At 50.8% G+C, this 19,333-nt stretch carries 18 protein-coding genes; 3 read left to right on the top strand and 15 right to left on the bottom strand.

Annotated features, from left to right (window positions below; genetic code table 11):
- Window positions 1–93: 93 nt before the first annotated feature.
- The 9 genes from hcp to ACJA3I_RS05245 all read right to left on the bottom strand — a co-directional run bounded on the left by hcp (window position 94) and on the right by ACJA3I_RS05245 (window position 8,863).
- A complete protein-coding gene (gene hcp, locus ACJA3I_RS05285) occupies window positions 94–1,743 on the bottom strand; it encodes a hydroxylamine reductase (RefSeq protein ID WP_458863717.1) in 1,650 nt (549 codons plus the stop codon).
- Between the two features lie 52 nt (window positions 1,744–1,795).
- A complete protein-coding gene (locus ACJA3I_RS05280) occupies window positions 1,796–2,131 on the bottom strand; it encodes a cupin domain-containing protein (protein WP_458863716.1) in 336 nt (111 codons plus the stop codon).
- 310 nt (window positions 2,132–2,441) lie between these two features.
- Window positions 2,442–2,822, bottom strand: a complete 381-nt coding sequence (locus ACJA3I_RS05275; RefSeq protein ID WP_458863715.1) for a desulfoferrodoxin family protein — start codon at window positions 2,820–2,822, stop codon at window positions 2,442–2,444.
- 58 nt (window positions 2,823–2,880) lie between these two features.
- A complete protein-coding gene (locus tag ACJA3I_RS05270) occupies window positions 2,881–3,390 on the bottom strand; it encodes a ferritin (RefSeq protein ID WP_458863714.1) in 510 nt (169 codons plus the stop codon).
- Between the two features lie 331 nt (window positions 3,391–3,721).
- Window positions 3,722–4,237, bottom strand: coding sequence for an RrF2 family transcriptional regulator (locus ACJA3I_RS05265; RefSeq protein ID WP_458863827.1), 516 nt, complete (start codon window positions 4,235–4,237; stop codon window positions 3,722–3,724).
- 126 nt (window positions 4,238–4,363) lie between these two features.
- Window positions 4,364–6,325: an FtsX-like permease family protein gene (locus ACJA3I_RS05260; RefSeq protein WP_458863713.1), complete on the bottom strand. Its 1,962-nt coding sequence runs from the start codon at window positions 6,323–6,325 to the stop codon at window positions 4,364–4,366.
- On the bottom strand, window positions 6,318–7,085 hold the full coding sequence (locus tag ACJA3I_RS05255) for an ABC transporter ATP-binding protein (protein WP_458863712.1): 768 nt from the start codon (window positions 7,083–7,085) through the stop codon (window positions 6,318–6,320). Before ACJA3I_RS05255 ends, ACJA3I_RS05260 begins: the two co-directional genes overlap by 8 nt.
- 105 nt (window positions 7,086–7,190) lie before the next feature.
- Window positions 7,191–8,180 carry a sensor histidine kinase gene (locus tag ACJA3I_RS05250; RefSeq protein ID WP_458863711.1) on the bottom strand — a complete coding sequence of 330 codons (990 nt, stop codon included), beginning with the start codon at window positions 8,178–8,180 and terminating at the stop codon, window positions 7,191–7,193.
- Complete coding sequence (locus ACJA3I_RS05245; protein ID WP_458863710.1) at window positions 8,177–8,863, bottom strand: response regulator transcription factor; 687 nt, start codon at window positions 8,861–8,863, stop codon at window positions 8,177–8,179. Before ACJA3I_RS05245 ends, ACJA3I_RS05250 begins: the two co-directional genes overlap by 4 nt.
- Window positions 8,864–9,070: 207 nt before the next feature.
- Between ACJA3I_RS05245 and ACJA3I_RS05240 the strand changes: the two genes are divergently transcribed.
- Window positions 9,071–9,352: a sporulation transcriptional regulator SpoIIID gene (locus tag ACJA3I_RS05240; RefSeq protein ID WP_458863826.1), complete on the top strand. Its 282-nt coding sequence runs from the start codon at window positions 9,071–9,073 to the stop codon at window positions 9,350–9,352.
- 119 nt (window positions 9,353–9,471) lie between these two features.
- Here the strand turns inward: ACJA3I_RS05240 and ACJA3I_RS05235 are convergent, their stop codons facing one another.
- The 5 genes from ACJA3I_RS05235 to ACJA3I_RS05215 form a co-directional block, all read right to left on the bottom strand.
- Window positions 9,472–10,461: an ABC transporter ATP-binding protein gene (locus tag ACJA3I_RS05235; RefSeq protein ID WP_458863709.1), complete on the bottom strand. Its 990-nt coding sequence runs from the start codon at window positions 10,459–10,461 to the stop codon at window positions 9,472–9,474.
- Window positions 10,454–11,443 (bottom strand): ABC transporter ATP-binding protein, encoded by a 990-nt coding sequence (locus ACJA3I_RS05230; RefSeq protein ID WP_458863708.1) that lies wholly within the window; start codon window positions 11,441–11,443, stop codon window positions 10,454–10,456. Before ACJA3I_RS05230 ends, ACJA3I_RS05235 begins: the two co-directional genes overlap by 8 nt.
- An 8-nt stretch (window positions 11,444–11,451) precedes the next feature.
- The gene (locus tag ACJA3I_RS05225; RefSeq protein WP_458863707.1) at window positions 11,452–12,393 is read right to left on the bottom strand and encodes an ABC transporter permease; all 942 of its coding nucleotides are present in this window, start codon (window positions 12,391–12,393) and stop codon (window positions 11,452–11,454) included.
- Window positions 12,394–12,407: 14 nt separating this feature from the next.
- On the bottom strand, window positions 12,408–13,373 hold the full coding sequence (gene nikB, locus ACJA3I_RS05220; RefSeq protein ID WP_458863706.1) for a nickel ABC transporter permease: 966 nt from the start codon (window positions 13,371–13,373) through the stop codon (window positions 12,408–12,410).
- A gap of 90 nt (window positions 13,374–13,463) precedes the next feature.
- A complete protein-coding gene (locus ACJA3I_RS05215) occupies window positions 13,464–15,128 on the bottom strand; it encodes an ABC transporter substrate-binding protein (protein ID WP_458863705.1) in 1,665 nt (554 codons plus the stop codon).
- A 283-nt stretch (window positions 15,129–15,411) separates the two neighbouring features.
- Between ACJA3I_RS05215 and ACJA3I_RS05210 the strand changes: the two genes are divergently transcribed.
- Window positions 15,412–16,314, top strand: coding sequence for a MurR/RpiR family transcriptional regulator (locus ACJA3I_RS05210; protein ID WP_458863704.1), 903 nt, complete (start codon window positions 15,412–15,414; stop codon window positions 16,312–16,314).
- Between the two features lie 108 nt (window positions 16,315–16,422).
- On the opposite strand, the gene ACJA3I_RS05205 is transcribed toward ACJA3I_RS05210, so the two are convergent.
- Window positions 16,423–17,538, bottom strand: coding sequence for an ROK family transcriptional regulator (locus ACJA3I_RS05205; RefSeq protein WP_458863703.1), 1,116 nt, complete (start codon window positions 17,536–17,538; stop codon window positions 16,423–16,425).
- Between the two features lie 232 nt (window positions 17,539–17,770).
- On the opposite strand from ACJA3I_RS05205, the gene ACJA3I_RS05200 reads away from it, so the two are divergent.
- Window positions 17,771–19,207 carry a nicotinate phosphoribosyltransferase gene (locus ACJA3I_RS05200; protein ID WP_458863702.1) on the top strand — a complete coding sequence of 479 codons (1,437 nt, stop codon included), beginning with the start codon at window positions 17,771–17,773 and terminating at the stop codon, window positions 19,205–19,207.
- Window positions 19,208–19,333 lie beyond the last annotated feature (126 nt).

Genomic DNA, 19,333 nt, shown 5'->3' with positions numbered 1-19,333 from the left:
TTTGTTGATTTCTTTTATTCAGTTTACCGCTTTTTTCTAATCAATTCAATCAACGGGCCGCTTTTTTTCGAATTTTTGCGGAAGAAAAGCAAATTAAGCGTTTACGCCCTCACCGAAGAACAGCTTCATATCATCTTCCACGGTTCCGATCGGCGCGATGCCGAAGTTTTCGACCAGCACTTTTGCCACATTGGGGCTGAGGAACGCAGGCAGAGTGGGCCCCAGATGGATATTTTTAACACCCAGCGAAAGCAGCGCCAGCAGCACGATGACCGCTTTTTGCTCATACCACGCGATGTTGTAGATGATGGGCAGGTCGTTGATATCCTCTAACCCGAAGGCTTCTTTCAGCTGCAGCGCGATCACCGCCAGCGAATAGGAATCGTTGCACTGGCCGGCATCCAAAACGCGGGGAATGCCGCCGATATCGCCCAGATCCAGCTTGTTATATTTATATTTGGCGCAGCCCGCTGTGAGGATCACCGCATCTTTGGGCAGGCTTTTTGCAAATTCGGTGTAATATTCACGGGATTTTGCGCGGCCATCGCAGCCGGCCATGACCACGAACTTTTTGATGGCGCCCGATTTGACCGCCGCCACCACCTGATCGGCCAGCGCCGCAACCTGATGATGGGCAAAGCCACCGACGATTTCGCCGCTTTCCAGTTCTACGGGCGGCTCACAGCGTTTGGCGTGGGCAATGATCTCGGAAAAATCTTTTTCTTCGCCGATTTTTCCTTCGATATGCCTGCAGCCGGGATAGCCCGCGGAACCGGTGGTATATAAGCGGTCACGGTAGCTTTCCTTCGGGGGAACGATGCAGTTCGTCGTCATCAGAATAGGCCCGTTGAACGATTCGAATTCTTCTTTCTGGCGCCACCATGCGTTGCCGTAGTTGCCCACAAAATGGGGGTATTTTTGGAACGCGGGATAATAATGGGCCGGCAGCATTTCGGAATGGCTGTAAACATCCACGCCGGTTCCTTCCGTCTGCTGCAGCAGCATTTCCAGATCTCTCAGATCATGGCCCGAGATCAGAATGCCGGGGTTCTTGTTGACGCCCAGCTTCACTTTGGTGATCTGCGGGTTGCCATAAGTCTGCGTGTTGGCGCTATCCAGCATTTCCATGCCCGCCACACCGAATTTGCCGGTTTCCAGCGTGAGGGCCACCAGTTCATCCGCTGTCAGGGAATCATCCAGCGTGGCGGCCAGCGCGCGCTGCAGGAAGGCATCGATCTCTTCACGATCGCTGCGCAGAACATTGGCGTGTTTCGAATAGGCGGCCAGGCCCTTCAGGCCATAGGTGATCAGTTCACGCAAAGAACGGATATCTTCGTTTTCGGTGGAAAGCACGCCGACTTCGGCCGCTTTGGCTTCAAATTCGCTTCTGTCGCCCGACCACAAAGCCGCCTGCGGAAGAACTTTTTCGTTTTTCACCTGCGCCAGCAAAAGCTGCTTTGCTCTTAAGGTGTTTTCAATTTCTTCTGTGATGGCTTCTTTATCAAAATTGGCGTTGGTGATGGTGATGAACAGATTATTTGTGACACGATGATTGATTTCGGCACTGATGGCGGTGCCTTCCGCACGCAGGGCTGTGGTAACGGCCGAAAGGCCCTTGCTCACATAGATCAATAAATCCTGCATTGCCGCCACATCGGGCTGTTTTCCGCAAACGCCTACGCGTGTGCAGCCTTTGCAGCCGGCGGTTTCCTGGCACTGATAGCAAAACATCTGGTTTTCCATGTTGATTTCTCCTTTTTTGATCATCCTGTTTGTTTTGATTCCTGAACGCTCGTTACGCGGGGAACACCACCGTCAGCAGCATTTTAAAGTTTTCTTTCGCCATCACGGCGTGAGGCTTTTTGGCTGGCATTACTAAGGTTTCCCCGGCATTGACAATAAATTCTTTTCCATCCACGGTGAAAAGACCGGTTCCATCCAGAACCAACACCATGGCGTCGCCTGTGGAATCGTGGGTGCCGATTTCTTCGCCTTTTGCAAACGCAAACAGTGTAAGGCTGACATGCTCGTTTTGCGCCAATGTTTTGCTGATGATCTGCCCCGGCTGAACCGTCACTTCTTCGGCCAGCGCCAGCACCGTTTCTTTTTCGATATTTTTAAGAATTCCCATTTGCTTTTTCTCCTTTGCTTTATATGCTCTGTCGCCGCAAGGCTTTTTTCTTGGTTTCTGAACTGAGTATACCGGCTGCGCAGGTGAAAATATGTTGTTCTAACAACGCAACAGCAATTTTTTGATTTTTTTGCATAATGGGAAAACCGGCCATGGCTTTGGGGAAAAGCAAAGGGCGGCGGGCTATCCTACAGATGATAGCCCACCGCCCTCTATCGGTCTGAGGTTCATCCTGCGGATCAAGTCAAGTGACTGCGCGCCCCTGCATAGACATCAAACTTCTCAAATGGCCGTTATGTGGTTTTTCGTTCTATTTTTCCGCTTTCCAAAGCCCATGGAGATTGCAATATTCATAAGCGGCAAGAACTTCATCGCCCTCGCAAAGCATGAATTCCGCACAAGGTTTCTGGCCGGGATGCAGCTCTTTACGCTGGTTGCCCTGCTTTGTATGCAAAGCGATCCACATGATATAATGCTCTTCCTGCATGGGGTGTTCCACCGAGCCCACGGTCACCGTGACCTTGTTGCCTTCGATCTTGATGACGGGCAGATGCTTTTCACCCGCCGCGTCGGTGGTGTTGGGAATCAGTTCCTGCATAGGTTCTCCACAGCAAACCACGGGTACACCCGAGTTTTTGACATAAGCGATGATGTTGTGGCAGTGACGGCATTCATAAAATTTCATGTTCATGCTCCTTTCTGTTTTCCCATTTATTTAGTTTACGCCAAAAACGGCGTTTTCACACATTTTATAAAACCAGCGAAGGCGGGGCATAGACTCTGGCCGCCAGTTCCTGATCGAGCAGATAAAGGCCCTTGGCTTCTCCGCCGAACAATTCCATCTTTTTGATCAGGTCGGAAGCGTTGGTTTCTTCTTCGCCCTGTTCTTTGATGAACCAGTCTAAAAATTGAATGGTGCGATATTCTCTTTCTTCCATGGCCGCGTGATAGATCTGGTTGATGGAATCGGTGACATATTTTTCATGAGCCAGCCCCGCTTTTAAAATATCCATGGTTTTTTCTGTGGGGCTTTCGGGTTTCGCAATGGCTTCTAAAGTGACCTTTTCTTCATTGTTTTGCAGATATTTGGTGAAAAGCATCGCGTGATCTCTTTCTTCCTGCGCCTGCACCTGATACCAGTTCGCAAAACCGGCCAGACCCGCTTCGGTGAAATAATTGGCAAAATCCAAATATAAATAGGCGGAATAAAATTCTTTGTTGACCTGCTGATTGAGCAGTTCTGCCACTTTCTTGTTCATTCTCGATCCACTCCTTTTTCTGATTTAATCCGGGTGTCTACTTTGCATTCATTGTATCATGCTTTCTTGCTTATGCCAGTATTTTCTGCGGATTTTACAATTATTTTACATATTAAGCGATTTATTCCATTTATTTTTTGGTCATTCTGCTGCATTCTGCTGCATTTCATCTTTTCTTTTTGTTTTCACATTTTTTATTCACCAAAAAATCTATCCGCTTTTCGGTTCTGATTCAGAATGCCGAATAAAGAAAAAGCCCGAGAAGCTTTGGCTTCTCGGGCCTGTGGATTTTTAACTGAACAGAACGCCTTTTGCCGTGCGGCGGCGAAGCCTATAATCCCGTTTCAGCGGCAGTTGCGGCCCGCTCTTTTTGGGGGAGCGAGGCGGAAGGTTCCGCCTCGTTTTCCTTTGGCAGCGCTTCAACCGCAGGCGCTGCCTGCCGCGGCGATCGATCCATCATCGAAGCCAGTGTAATGCTGCCCAGCATTTGCTCGATCTCGCTTTGAATGGTCACATACACCTTGCGCACGGGGCAGTTCACCGTGGCAAACCGGCTGCAATATTCATCTTCTTCCAAGCAGCGGTTGATCTTCGTTGTGCCCTCTGTGATTTCGATGATCTGCAAAAGCGAAATTTCTTCGGGCCGGGCGGCCAGCGAAAACCCGCCGTTGACGCCCATAAAGTTTTGTACCAACCCCGCCTTGCGCAGATCGGTAAGAATATTCAGCAGGAATTTCTGCGGGATCTGCATTTTTTCCGAGATTTCTCCCGATGAAGTTTTGCCGCCCTTGATGGCCAAATAAAGCATCGTTCGAATGGCATAATCCGTTGTCAGTTTCAGCTGCATCTTCCACACACCGCTTCTCTTGATAAACTCTCCACGGGGATCTTCTGGTTTGATTTTACAATATCACACTTAGAGTTTTATTTCAAGACAGGCTTTTGGTTTTGTGACCTTGATCGGTAAAGAACTTCAGGAACGCACGATTTTATAATAGGCGCCCGCGGTAATTTTATAAACCAGCGCATAGATGCAGGCGAACACCGCGAAAGTGCCCAGCGTGCATTGCAGGATCATCGCAACATCATACAGCGAGAAAAGCGTCAGCAGCTTGCACATCACGCCGTAATTGAAGGCGATATGCACGGCGGCCACCGTCAGCGGGGCAAAAAACACCACCAATATCTGGCTGTTGATCGATCGCTTTACGGTTCGCTGTTCCATGCCCACTTTCTGCATGATCAGGTAACGCTCTCGATCTTCATAACCTTCTGAAATCTGCTTGTAATAAATAATCAGCACGGCGGCCATCAAAAACAGCGCCCCCAGAAAAAGCCCCAGAAAAAAGAAGCCGCTGTTCAAGGAATAATAATCCTGCCGAAAAGCTTCTTTGCTTTCAACGCTCAGGCGCTGCCAGTCGCCGGTCTCTTCGATGCCCGGTGCGCTTTCCAGCTGCCGGGGCAGCTCCATCTGTTTTTTTGCATCGGCCGTCACATTCCAAAACCCGTTCCAGCTCATGTTTTCATGGATGGTTTCTTTCTGGAAACGATAAATTTCCTGCATCTGTTCTTCGCTTTCCACCACGATCCAATAAGGGCGATAAGGTGTGGCAAACGCCCCGGCCGCCGCGGGCAGATTTTTGTTGAGCAGGATTCCTTCCACACGCAGTTCTTGATCATCCGGTGTGCGCAGGGTCATCTCGCGCTGCTCCCCCGAGATATCAGAAGAAATTTTGCTGTATTCCTCTTTCGAGATCAGGCAAAGCTGGCAAAGGCCGCCGCCCCTGCCGTTTTGCAGCGCATAGGTGCTGCCTTCTTTTTTTGCCAGGAGCCCCAGCCAGTGGTATTCATAAACCTTCGATGGCTTCATCTGTTTTTCGGCCATTGCCTGTTCCAGCCTTTGCAGCATCTCTTCTTTTGAAAACGGCTTTTTCACCCCGTCTTCATAGCTGACCTCCGCGCCGATGTTGCCGGGGAAACGGCCGGCAATGGTGGTCTGGCTTCCGCGGTAAAGCGATAAAGTGCCCGAGACCATCACCAGCACCATGGTGGAAAGGATGCAGATGTTGGAAAGCCCCACGGCATTGCGCCGCATGCGGTAAAGCATGCCCGAAACGCCGATAAAATGGTTGGTGCGGTAGTAATATTTTTTATTCCGGCGCAGCAGTTTCAGCATCGTGATGCTCACCGCGGTGAACAGGCAATAGGTGCCGATGATGACCAGAAACACGGCGATAAAATAGATGCCCACCGCCGCCAGGGCGTCCTCCGCCGTCACGGCGAGCCAATATCCGCCGCCCAGCGCCAAAATACCGATCAGCGTTGTGAGCCACCGGGTCTTGGGTTCCCGTTCCCCCGCGCTGCCCGATTGCAGCATTTCGATGGGGTTTTGGCGGTGCATGCGAAAAAGATTGATGACCAGATTGGCAAGCAAAATCAGCGAAAACAGCAGAACTGTCTGCAAGATCGCCCGTGGGGAAACATAAAACCCGAAATACGCTTCCTGCCCCATGATTTTATAAAGCAGCAGCGTCATCAATTTTTGCAGCAGCATGCCCATAAGAACGCCGCCGCAAATCCCCGCCAGCGCGGTATAAAAGCTTTCCGCGCCCAGCATCAGGGCGATATTTCGCTTATCCAGACCCAAAATGTGATAAAGGCCCAGTTCCTTTCTGCGCCGCTTCATTAAAAAGCTGTTGGTATAGGTGAGAAAAACGCCCGCGAACAGCGCGATGACCCACGAGCCGATGCTCATGAACATCGCCAGATAGTTATAGCGCGTGATATCCGGCAGATCGGCGGCGCCCGCCAGAGTGACCGAAATATCATAAGCCGCCGTGGTGGCCATGATCGTGAGCAGATAAGGCAGATAAAACTTTTTGTTCTTTTTCAGATTTTCAAAGGCCAGCTTAAAAAAGAATTTTGCCTTACGCATGATATTCACCGCCCTGTGATAACACAGTCAAGGTGTCTGAAATCTTTGCGAAAAGCTCTTGGTTGGTCTGTTCGCCGCGATAAAGCTGATGATACACTTCTCCATCCCTCAAGAATAAAATTCTTCCCGCGTGGCTTGCGGCTTTCACCGAATGGGTCACCATGACAATGGTCTGGCCCCCTTGGTTCACGGCGGAAAACAAAGAAAGCAGCGCATCCGAAGAACGGGAATCCAGCGCGCCGGTTGGCTCATCGGCCAAAATAAGCTGGGGCTGTGTGATCAGGGCGCGGGCCACCGCCACGCGCTGTTTCTGGCCGCCGGAAATTTCATAGGGAAATTTGGCAAGCAGCGGCGCGATCTCCAGTTTTTCGGCCAGCTCCGTAATCTTTTTATCCATTTTCTCATAGGGTTCGCCCGCCAGAACCAGCGGCAAAAAGATATTATCTTTGTTGGAAAAAGTATCGAGCAGATTAAAATCCTGAAAAACAAAGCCCAGATTATCGCGCCGGAAAGCGGAAAGCTTTCTTTCGCTGATCTGGCTGATGCATTGCCCATTCAAAACCACATCGCCGGCGGTGGGCTGATCCAGCGCGGCCAAAATATTCAGCAGAGTGGTTTTGCCCGATCCGGATTCCCCCATGATCGCCACATATTCCCCCTGCTCCACCGCGAAATTGACATTGCGCAGGGCTTCCACCTGATTGCCGCCAAAACGCGTGGTGTAGATCTTTTTTAAATGTTTTACTTCTAAAAGCGACATACGACAGTACCTTCCTTTCTGTGCCATTCCATGATAACGCAGATACCGCCGTGCTTCCATCGATTCTGCTTACAATTTGCCCCGCAGCCTTTCATTTTTGTAAGGTTATTCCACCATCTGCCCTTTTTGCGGGAATTTCAGGCTGACTGTGGTGCCCTTTCCCGGCAGGGAAGCCACCGCCAGACGCACACCCAGACGATCGGATACCTGGCGGCAAAGCGACAGCCCCAGCCCCGAAGATTTCTGTTCGCGGCGCCCGTTATAACCCGTAAAGCCTTTTTCGAAAACGCGCGGCAGGTCTTCGGGGCGGATGCCGATGCCGCTGTCTGAGATATTCAGTTCGCCCTGCTGCGCACAAATCTTTATTTTTCCGCCAGTGGGGGTATATTTCACGGCGTTGGATAAGATCTGCCCCAGCATGAATTCCATCCACTTGCGATCGGTGACCACTGTGAGATGGGTGGGAACAAATTCCAGCTCGATTTTCTTGAGGATGATGAGCCGCGCATATTTCCGCACACAGCTTTTCACCAGTTCATCCAGCCCGCAGCTGCCCAGAACATAATCGGTGGTGTCGCTATCCAGCCTTAGATAAGATAACACCATGCCCACATATTCTTCAATTTTAAAAAGCTCGCCGCCCAGGGCTTCTTCATCCACAGGCGCGCCCTGCTGCAGCAGCAGATGCATGGCGGCAATGGGCGTTTTGATCTGATGCACCCAGCGGGTGTAATATTCCATCATTTCACGGCGGCTATTTTCGTTTTCCGCGTCGATGCGGTTCCTGTCGGCGGCCACCGCTTTCACCAGCTGCTGGTAATCGTTTTCCAGCGCGCCCGAAGGCGGCGGCATCCGAAACCACGCTTCATGCTGATTTTTCAGCAGCATCTGCAGCTCATGATGGTGCCTTCGATAGCGAAAAAAACCCACGCAGAAAAACAGACTGCCCACCACCATGCAAAGAACAGAAGCATAGCCCACCGCTTCCACCGGCAAATTATATAAAAAGAAGACACAGGCGAAAATGGCCGCAAAAGAAAGCAACAGTAAAATCAGTTTATACTGCCTCATCAGATAAGATCCCAAGAGTTTCATGCCTGTTCCTCCGCCCAATACCCTTCGCCTTTTTTGGTGTGGATCAATTCATGCACGCCTGCTGTTTCCAGCTTTTTGCGCAGCCGCGTGATGTTGACCGTCAATGTGTTTTCATCGATGAAATCATCCGATTCCCACAGGCGTGTCATCAGCGCGCTTCGGCTGACGACTTTGCCGCGGTTTTCCAAAAGCATCTGCAAAATGCGCCATTCGTTTTTGGTCAGTTCAACGCTGCTGCCATGAACATATAAAGTGCCTTCGGATAAATTCATCACCGCGCCGCCGCATTCGATCACCCGCACAGAAGGCCCGAAATCATAGGCCCGCCGCAGGATCGCCTGAATTTTCGCCGTCAGCAGCGACAATTCGAAGGGCTTTGCAATAAAATCATCGCCGCCCATGTTCATCGCCATGATCTGGTTCATGTGGTCGGCGGCCGAAGAGAGAAAGACGATGGGCACTTTTGAAATCTTGCGAATCTCACCGCACCAATGATAGCCGTTGAAAAACGGCAGCGATATATCCATCAGCACAAGCTGCGGATCAAACTTTGCGAATTCCGCCAGCACCTGATCGAAGCTCTCTGCGCAGGAAACAGAATATCCCCAGCGCTCCAAATGATCGCGCACAATGTTGGCAATGACCAGATCATCTTCCACGATGAAAATTCGATAACTTTTCATTTTCGCCTCCGTGTGGTTCGTCTACTGTTCTATTCTATCTGATTCCTTTTCAAAAAGCACCTTTTTTACAAGATTTTCTTTTCCTTCCTTTTAGGGCGGATATCATGCCGTGGTTTTTCTTCTTTCCGGCGCTCATATCCCCATGGATAAGCACATAAATATTAAAGGAATTGACAGCAAAGAGGGTGTTGCATTTTGAAACAGACCATGGAAGATCGCGCCGAGCTTCTGGCCCGCTATATCATCGACCACCGCGCAACCGTAAGAGCCGCAGCGCAGCATTTCGGCATTAGCAAATCAACCGTACATAAAGATGTGACCGATCGTTTAAAGCAGTCAGATCGTGCATTATATCTGGAAGTGAAAAAGGTTTTAGACGCCAACAAGGCCGAACGCCATATCCGCGGCGGCATGGCCACGCGGCAAAAATACCGCAGCGCCAAACATCCCCCCGCCGGCCCCGATGCCGCTTCTCTGAACGAAAATTGATTTTTACCTTATGCCCCATACCCGGCAAAAGCGCCCCTTCTTTTCTTAAACAGAAAAGAAGGGGCGCTTTTTTATTCAGGCCATATTTTTTAAAACTTTGCCTGATTGGGTTTAAACCGTCACACGCGGTGACAGGCCACCCAGTGTCGGGGTGCCACCTCGGTGAGCTGGGGTTCTTCTTCGCTGCACCGCGGCTCGGCATAAGGGCAGCGGGTGTGAAAGCGGCAGCCCGAAGGAACTTTGGCCGCGCTGGGCACTTCCCCCTTCAGCACGATGCGTTCGCGCTTTTGCCTGCCCGATAAAATAGGGATGGCCGACAGCAGCGCCTGTGTATAAGGATGCTGCGGATGCGCGAACAATTCTTCGTTATCGGCCAGTTCCATGATCTTGCCCAGATACATCACCGCCACGCGATCGGAGATATGCTCCACCACATTCAGCGCATGAGAGATGAACAGATAAGTCATATTGCCATATTGTTCTTTCAGATCCATCAGCAGGTTGATAATCTGCGACTGAATGGATACATCCAGCGCGGAAACCGCTTCATCGCAAACCAAAAATTCCGGCTGCAGTGCGATTGCTTTGGCGATGGCCACGCGCTGACGCTGACCGCCGGAAAATTCATGGGGATAGCGCTGCGCATAAACAGGGCTGAGGCCCACCTGTGTGAGCAATTCACCGATGCGCTCGAAAGCTTCTTTATTGCTCATGCCCATTTGAACGGTCAACACCTCACTGAGAAGCCGCTTTACGGTCTGCCGCGGGTTGAGCGAAGAATAAGGGTCCTGAAAGATGATCTGCAGCTTTTTGCGCAGTTTTCTCAGATCTTCCCCCTTGGTTTGCAGAATATCCTTTTGGCCGTCGAAAATGATTTGGCCGTTGGTGGGTTCATTGAGCCGCACGATGGCGCGGCCGATGGTGGTTTTGCCGCATCCCGATTCGCCCACAAGACCCACCGTTTCGCCGCGGCGAATATCCAGGCTCACGCCGTCTACGGCGCGGATCTGCCCCACGGTGCGCTGCATCAGCCCCGCTTTGATGGGGAAATGCACCTGCAGATCTTCAATTTTCAATATGGATTTTGCGGCCTGCATCGTATCAGTCATGGTTTTCACCCCGCTTCAAATAACAGCTTACCCTTCTGTCGCCGCTGATGAATTCTTCGGGCGGTTCTTTGCGGCAGATCTCCATCGCATAGGGGCAGCGCGGTGCAAAACGGCATCCCTCGGGGAAATGCAGAGGGTTCGGAACCGTTCCCGAAATGGATTCCAGCCGCCCGCCGCGGGTCACTTTGATGCCCGGGATGGATAAGATCAACAGCTTGGTATAAGGATGCCATGGATCTTCGAAGATCTTTTCCAGCGGCCCCTCTTCAACGATCTTGCCGGCATACATCACAGCCACCCTTTGGGCAATCTGCGAAACCACACCGAAATCATGGGTAATCAATAAAATTGACATGTTGGATTCTTTTTGAAGCTGCTTGAGCAAATCGATGATCTGGGCCTGAATGGTCACATCCAGCGCCGTGGTGGGTTCATCGGCAATAAGCATCTGCGGGTTGGAAGCCAACGAAATGGCGATCATCACGCGCTGGCGAAGGCCGCCCGAAAGCTGATGGGGATAAACTTTCAGCCGCTCAGCAGGGTTTGGGACCCCCACGCGTTTCAGGATCTCCACCGATTTTTCAAAGACCTGCTGCCGCGAAAGGCTTGGGTCATGCAGGTGAAACACCTCGCCCAGCTGACGCTCGATCTTATAAACGGGGTTCAGTGAAGTCATCGGTTCCTGAAAGATCATCGATATCTTGGAACCGCGCAGTTTTCGCGCCTCTTCTTTTGTCAGTTCCAGAATTTCTTCGCCATCGACCTTCAAATAATCCGCCTGAACCTCAGCGGTATCCGCAAGCAGGCGGATGAGCGAAAGCGAAGTAACGGTTTTGCCGCATCCCGATTCGCCCACAAGGGCCAGTGTTTCCCCGCGCTCGATGGAAAAAGAGACCCCATCCACCGATTTCACCACACCTTCGGGGGTGTGGAACCAGGTGCGCAGATTCTTCACCTCTAAAAATGTATCTTTTGACATCATCTTTGCACCTACTTTCTCATTTTGGGGTCAAACGCATCGCGCAGACCGTCGCCGATCCAGTTCATGGCCAGCACAGTCACCGAAATGGCGATGCCGGGGATGGTGGTCAAATAAGGCGCCAGCTGCAAATAGTTTCTGCCCTGGCTGAGCATCACGCCCCAATCGGGCGCGGAAGCATCGGCGCCCAGCCCCAAATAAGTTAAGCTGGCCGAAGAAAGGATGGCCCCGCCAACCGCCAGAGTTGCCTGAATGATGATCGGCCCCATGCAGTTGGGCAGAATATGGCCGAAAATGATGCGCATGTTCCGGAACCCCGCCACCTTGGCCGATTCCACATATTCGGTGTTTTTGATGGCCAGCACCTGCCCGCGGGTCAGGCGCGCAAACCGCGGCCAGCCCACGATGGCCAGCGCCAGAATGATGTTTCTCTGGCTGGAACCAAGCGCCGCCATAATGGCAATGGCAACGATCAAAAACGGGAACGACAGCATGATATCGGTGAAACGCATCAGAATCGTTTCCACAATGCCGCCGAAATAGCCGCTGAAAAGCCCGATGGCAACGCCGATGCAGGCCGAGATCAATGCCACGGAAAGACCGGTGATGACAGAAGTTCTTCCGCCGTAAAGCAGGCGGCACCAGATATCTCTGCCCAAATCATCCGTCCCCAGAAAATGTGCGGCGGATTGGCCGGGTTTTTGCAGCATCCCCACAAAATCCATATCCAAAATCGGGTCATATTTTGTGAACAGCGGCGCCCCGGCGCATAAAATGATGATGACCGCCATCATCACCAGCCCCAGCACCGCAATTTTATTCTTGCAAAAGCGGCGAACCACATCCGACCAATAGGTCGTTACGGGCAGCGCCTCGATGCCCAGTTCTTCCGAGGGGGTATTTGTTTTTTGTTCTTCCTGTTCCTGCGCCATGGGATCTTTCAGTTCCTTCATTCCAATACCTCCCCTTATGCTTTTTTATCCAGCCGGATGCGGGGATCCACACTGGCATAGATGATATCGATGGTCAGGTTCACCAACAGATAGCTGGTGCAGAGCACCAATGTGATGCCCTGAATGGTGGGATAATCTCTTTTTGAAATGGAATTGACCGCCAAGCGGCCAACGCCCGGCCACGAAAAGATCGATTCTGTGACAACGGCGCCGCCCAAAAGCCCGCCGATCTCGCCGCCGATCACCGTGATAACGGGGATCATGGCGTTTTTCAAGGCGTGGCCCCAAATGACAACGCGTTCTTTCAAGCCTTTGCTGCGCGCATACCGCACATAATCCTGATTCAGCACATCCAGCATGCTGGATCGGATCATGCGCGTTTGGGTGGCGGCCATGCCCAGCGCCAGAGAAGCCGCGGGCATGATGATGAATTTCAGATATTGCAGCGGCCCCACACCGCTCAGGGCGTCGGAAGCCGTGCTGGGCAGCCAGCCCAACTTCAGCGAGAAGAAAATAATCAGCACAAGGCCAAACCAGAATTTCGGCAGAGAAACGCCGATGGTGGCCAGGGCTGTGGCCAAAGAATCCCAAATGCTGTTATGTTTCAACGCCGCCAGAATGCCCAGCGGAACAGAGATCAGCAACGCCAGCAGCATCGAAAACCCTGCCAGCTGCAAAGTGGCGGGCATGCGGGCGATAATGCTGTCGAACACATCGAGATTGGTGGCATAAGACACGCCCAGATCGCCATGCAGCGCATTTTTGATAAAATCGATATATCGAATGAAAAAGGGCTTATCTAACCCCCACTCTGCCTCGACCCTCGCCCGCTGTTCTTCCGAAACCGTTCCGTCTTCGGTTCCCAGAATCAGATCTACCGGGTCGCCCGGTGTGATATAGAGCAGCGAAAAGATCAGCAGCGAAATCACCAGCAGGGTGGGAATCGCCTGTAAAATTCTTTTCAGAATATAAGTCCACATAATTTCTACTCCTTTATGGATGAAATCCTATGAGAATTCTCATAGGATTTCATCGCCTGTATCAACTGCTCAGCTTTTAGGGTCGATCGGTCAGCTTACTTTCACGCCGACATTTCTGTGATCGTTGCACAGCGAATGATAAACGCTGGCATAACCGAAATCGCTCACGCGCTTGTTGACGCCCATCTGGGTATATTCAAAATAGGTGAAAATATGCGGGGCTTCCGAAATAAAGATCTCGGCGGCCTGGGTCAGCAATTTTGCGCGGTCATTGGCGTCGATGGTCTTCCATGCCTTATCCAGCAGGGCATCCACTTCTTTGTTGGAATAACCGCAGTTGGGGCTCATCACGGATTCATTGGTATGCATAATGCGCATCGGGCCGTCAAGGTTCGAATAACCGCCCAGGATATACATTTCCACATTGCCTTTTTTGATATCATCGGTATGGGTGCCCCATTCCACGGTCTGGGCCGTGCAGTCAACGCCGATGGCCTTTAGCGAACCGGCCACGATGACCGCCAGCTTTTCGCGGTTGGCGTCGTTATTGCCCACCTGCAGGGTGAATTTCATTTTTTTGCCGTCTTTTTCACGGATACCGTCGGAACCCTTCTTCCAACCGGCCTGATCCAGCAGTTTTTCCGCTTCTTTCACATTATATTCTACACATACCGCTTTGAAAGCCTTTTCGTTGCCGCCGGGGCGTTCATAAGAGATGGGGCCATAAGCGCGCACGGCCAGTTTGGCGCCGGCGTCATTTTTGAAAATGGCTTCCACCGCGCTGTCCATATCCACCGCCATGCTCAGCGCGCGGCGCACCTGCGGGTCGGTGAACAGTGCGTTTTTACAGTTGAAACCGATCCAGCGATAAGAACCGATTTCCGAAGGTCTCAAATCCAAATAATCTTTTTTGCTGATGTTGCCGACTTCTGTGGGCAGGATCGACAGCGAGATATCGATTTCCTGGTTTTGCAGCGCGATGGCGGAAACCGATTTATCCGAAATGATCTTGAACACAACGCGATCCAGCGAAGGTTTCACCCAGAAATCGTCGTTGCGTTCCAAAACCACCTGTGTATCCACCACATGCTCAACGAATTTATAAGCGCCGGATCCCACAGGCTTTGTTCCCAGATCCCAGTTTTGCTCGATGGCTTTTTTGGGGATAATATAATTCTGATACATCTTATATTCCCACAAAACATCGATATCCTTTGTGATGAACTGCACCGTGAACGGGTCGATGACTTTCACTTCTTTTAAAGAGTTTGAAAGCTCGGTGTATCGCACGGAACCGTTATCGGGGTTCAGATAATAGTCATAAGAAAACTTCACATCTTCCGCGGTGACCTGAACTTTTTCATCCCCAAAAAGTTCATTGCCGGTCTGCCAGTAAATGTCTTTTCTCAGCTTTACTGTCCAGGTGACATTATCATCGGCGCATTCCCATGAAGTGGCCAAAGACGGCGTGAAGTTGGAATCGGCATCCATCTCCACCAGCGTGTGATAAATTTGGCGAATGATATACCCATCTCCGTCAGAGGTGGTCTTCCATGGAACCAGAGTTGTAACGGGCATGTATGTGCCGATCACCAGTTCGTTTTTCTTATTTGCGTTGGGGTTCGAAGGGGTCTTATCGGTGCTTTCTTCTTTGCCGTTCGAATCGCCTTCCTGCTTCACATTGCTGTTGCAGGCCGTCAGCAGCATCAACGCCGCCAAAAACAATGCCGTGAAAGAAATTAATCGTTTTTTCATGCCTTTTCCTCTCCTTTATGCTAAAATGTATATGTCAGCCGACAGTGGTCGGTTGCCATCCCACAAAGCAGACAAAATTGTCTTTCATTCGAAAACAATTGTTTTTCTTCTTATTGTAGTGTAGTATAGCATTATACTCTAAAAAAATAAAGCATTTTATGTATTTTTTTACACTTTGCATAATAATGCTCTAATTTATTAGCATATATTTCAAGTTTGTTTCCTATTTTTGTAATATATGCATGATAGGCGCTATCTTTTTTATATATAGAGGAGGAATCTTATGACGGATCTTTTGGAATGGCTGCGCAGTGACTTCAACTCTGCCAGTTCGATGTTTACCGCTAAGCAAAAACAAATTATTAAATACATACTCGATCACCCCGCCGAAGTATGCACTATTTCTCTGAAAGAACTCAGCCGGCGAACCGATTGCACAGAGGTGACCTTGCTGCGTGTGATGCAAAAACTGGGGTTTTCGGGATTCATCGAGTTTAAGATCGCGCTGCGAAAAAAATTGCCTTCTTTCGAAAACGAACAGCGTTTTGTTCCCGAACACACCAGCCAGGAAGAATCGCTTCAGCATAAACAGGCCATGCTGGAACAGATCATTCAGCAGGAGCAGGCGAATTTCCATGTTTTTATGCAAACCGTGCAAACGCAGCCCTATTTAGATGCTGCGCAGCTTCTTTTGAACACCGATTCGGTTTTGATCCTCGGGCGCGGCCTTTCCAACAGTCTGGGCGAATTTTTAAGTTATCGTCTCAGCCTTCTGGGTATTCGCAGCATGGTCTGCAGCCCCGAAAATGTAAATCTTCTGCCGGGCCAGCTCAGCAGCATCAACCAGCGCACCGCGGTGATCGTGATGACTTTCCCCGTTTATTATCCCTTGATGAATCAGCTGGTGGATTATTGCTTAGACCGTCATGCCCCCCTGCTGGTCATCACCGACAGCGCCCTTTCGCCCGTTGCCGATCGAAGCCCTTATACCCTCTTATGCCCTCTCGCCAAAGGCACCGTTTATAATTCTCTTGTCACCGCGCTGGAAGCGATCAACCTTTTGATCCATGCCATCACCATCCAGATGGGCGTCGGGTTTCAAAAGCTGCGTTCCGAAACGCAAAAGTTATTCACACAGCTGGATTCTGCGCTTAAAATGGATAACAGCGCTTCGCCTGAAGTTTGATCGACTTCCTTTAAAAATCATTGATACCGCGAAAAAAAGAAAGCACCGAGAAAATCTTCTCAGTGCTTTTTCTTTATTCTTGAAAAGCCGCAGGATGCTCCGCCGCTTCTATTCCCCCATGGTGCCCAGCTGCTGGATGCATTCCATAGCCTCTGCCGCGGCGCCCAACGCCGGCGCTTCCCGCCCCAGTGTGGCCATGGCGAGGTTCACAGGCAGCGGCGTGACCCGCTGCACCATCTCTTTCAAATGCGGCAAATACGGCGACAGCGTCTGGGCATGCCGCCCGCCGATGAGCACCGTTCGCGGGTTGAGCAGGTTGACGGCGTTGCCAATGAGCAGCGCCAGCTCGCCCAGGCATTCCCGCGCCGCCTCATGCAGCGGCTGCCCCTGCGGCGCTTCTTTCCATGCCTCGTCTTTCTGCATCAGCCTTTCGATCTTTTCTTCAAACAGCCCGGGTTTTCCCGAGATATTGCAGGTGCCTTGTTCGAACTGTTCTTTCCCAACGGTATAACCCACTTCGCCCGAACGGCTGTCGGCCCCATAGATCAGGTTCCCATGGCAAAGGAACGCGCTGCCTACGCCCGGCCCCACCACCAGATAAAACAGATCGTCGGCCTGTTCCCCGGCGCCGCGCCATCGCTCGCCCAGCGCCGCGCAATTAGCGACATTGTTCACAAAAACAGGGAAAGAAAAATAGGGCTTCAAATGCTGTTTCAAATCGAATTCCAGCCAGCCGAACGCATTGGCGCGAATCACCATCCCCTTGGTAGAAACAGAACCCGGGATGCTGATGCCCAGCCCGATCACCCGCTGTTGGGGGATCTGCGCTTCGCGCAGCGTTTCAAGAATTTTCAAAACGATCTCGCTGGCGGAAGAGATGGGCGATTTGGCGGCATGGAACAAAATTTCTCCGTTAAGATCTGTTATAAGGATCACCGTATCTTTTAAGGTGAGATCCACCCCCAGCAAACAAGCCGAATGAGGATTGAACCCTAACATTTTAGAAGGCCTTCCGCTTCCCTTTGTGGGAACACGCTCGCCCAAATCGGTGATGAGCTTCTTTTCTAAAAGTTCGTCTGCGATGGCGCTGACCGTTGTTTTGCTCAACGAAAGCTCTTTGGCCAGTTGTGCGCGGCTGATGGGCTGTTTTTCCTTGATTTTTTCCAGCACCAGCTTGCGGTTGATCCTCTTGATCAGATCAAAGCTCCCGGTAATTTGGTTCATTCTTCTTTCCCTCCGGCAATTTTGCTTTTATCAAAATTTTCTGAATCTTTATAAAGTTAAAAGCATATTTTGTCATATTTCTCTTTATTTTTCTATTATACCAAAACATTTTGCTTAAATAAACTATTTCCGTTTTATTTTCTTTCTTTCCTTTTGATCTGCGCCCAAAATGCATTTGACTATTTTTAAAGAAGATTGTATGATATATCCAAGAAAGAGTGAGGTGTTTTGGATGTTTTTAGATAAAAATTTAACAATGCTAACGGATTTTTATGAATTCACCATGGCCAACGGTTATTTTAAAGAAGGCGTTGGCGATACCATTGCTTATTTTGATATGTTCTATCGCAATGTGCCCGATAACGCGGGATATGCCATTATGGCGGGCGTGGAGCAACTGGTGGAATATCTGCAAAAGCTTTCGTTCACCGAAGAAGATCTTGCTTATCTGCGCAGCAAAAACTGTTTTGACGAAGCGTTTCTGGAATATCTTCGCCATTTTAAATTCAGCTGCGATGTTTGGTGTGTTCCCGAAGGCATGCCCATTTTCCCGGGTGAGCCCATCGTCATGGTGCGCGGCCCCGTGGTGCAGGCCCAGTTTATCGAAACCATGGTGCTGCTGACCATCAACCACCAAAGCCTGATCGCCACAAAAGCCAACCGCATGACCCGCGCCGCCGAGCATCGCGCTGTTTTGGAATTTGGCTCTCGCCGCGCCCAAGGCGCAGACGGCGCTGTTTTAGGCGCCCGCGCGGCCTATATCGGCGGATGTGCCGGAACGGCCTGCGTGATGACCGATCGCGATTTCGGTGTGCCCGCTGCGGGCACCATGGCCCACAGCTGGGTTCAGATGTTCGATACCGAATATGATTCGTTCAAAGCCTATGCGCTGGCTTATCCTCAGGATTGCACTCTGCTGATCGATACTTACAGCGTGATGAAGCATGGCCTGCCCAACGCCATCCGCGTGGCAAAAGAAGTGCTTCAGCCCATGGGCTATCGCTTGAAAGGCGTGCGCATCGATTCCGGCGATATCGCCTATATCAGCAAACAGATCCGCGCGCGGCTGGATGCCGAAGGCATGCAGGATACCAAGATCGTGGTTTCCAACTCGCTGGATGAAGTGATCATCCGCGATCTGATCCTTCAGGGCGCCCAGATCGATACCTTTGGCATTGGCGAACGCCTCATCACTTCCGGCAGCTCCCCGGTGTTCGGCGGCGTTTATAAACTGGCCGCCATCGAAGATCAAAAGGGCAACATCATCCCCCGCATCAAGATCTCTGAAAATGTCGAAAAGATCACCACACCTCATTTCAAGCAGGTCTGGCGCTTCTTCGATAACGAAACCGGTCTGGCCGGCGCCGATGTGATCACCCTGCATCACGAAGAGATCCCTGAAGATCAATATACGATTTTCGATCCGGTTTATACCTGGAAGAAAAAGACCCTCACCAATTATACCGCGGTTCCCCTGCTTCGTAAAATTTTCGATCACGGCGTTTGTCTTTATGAAAAGCAGCCCATCGGAAACATCCGCGCCTTCTGCCAGGATCAGGTGGGGCGCCTGTGGCCCGAAGTTCTGCGTTTTGAAAACCCCCACGCCTATATCGTCGATCTTTCGCCCAAACTGTGGAAGATCAAGCAGGATCTTCTGGAACAATATTAAAAATCAACCTTTTCGGAGCAGCCCATCGGCTGCTCCTTTTTTGTCTTAATTGTTAAATTCTTGTGAAACCTTGAAATAAAAAGGCAACTCTGCTATACTTTTTGTGCGGAATACCCGCTATTTTTC

Origin of the sequence: Acidaminobacterium chupaoyuni, from assembly GCF_047936785.1 — a bacterium.
Taxonomy (GTDB): Bacteria; Bacillota; Clostridia; order Oscillospirales; family Butyricicoccaceae; genus Acidaminobacterium; species Acidaminobacterium chupaoyuni.
The sequence above is the reverse complement of the archived record's forward strand: the minus strand, read 5'-3'. Positions and strand labels throughout refer to the sequence as shown.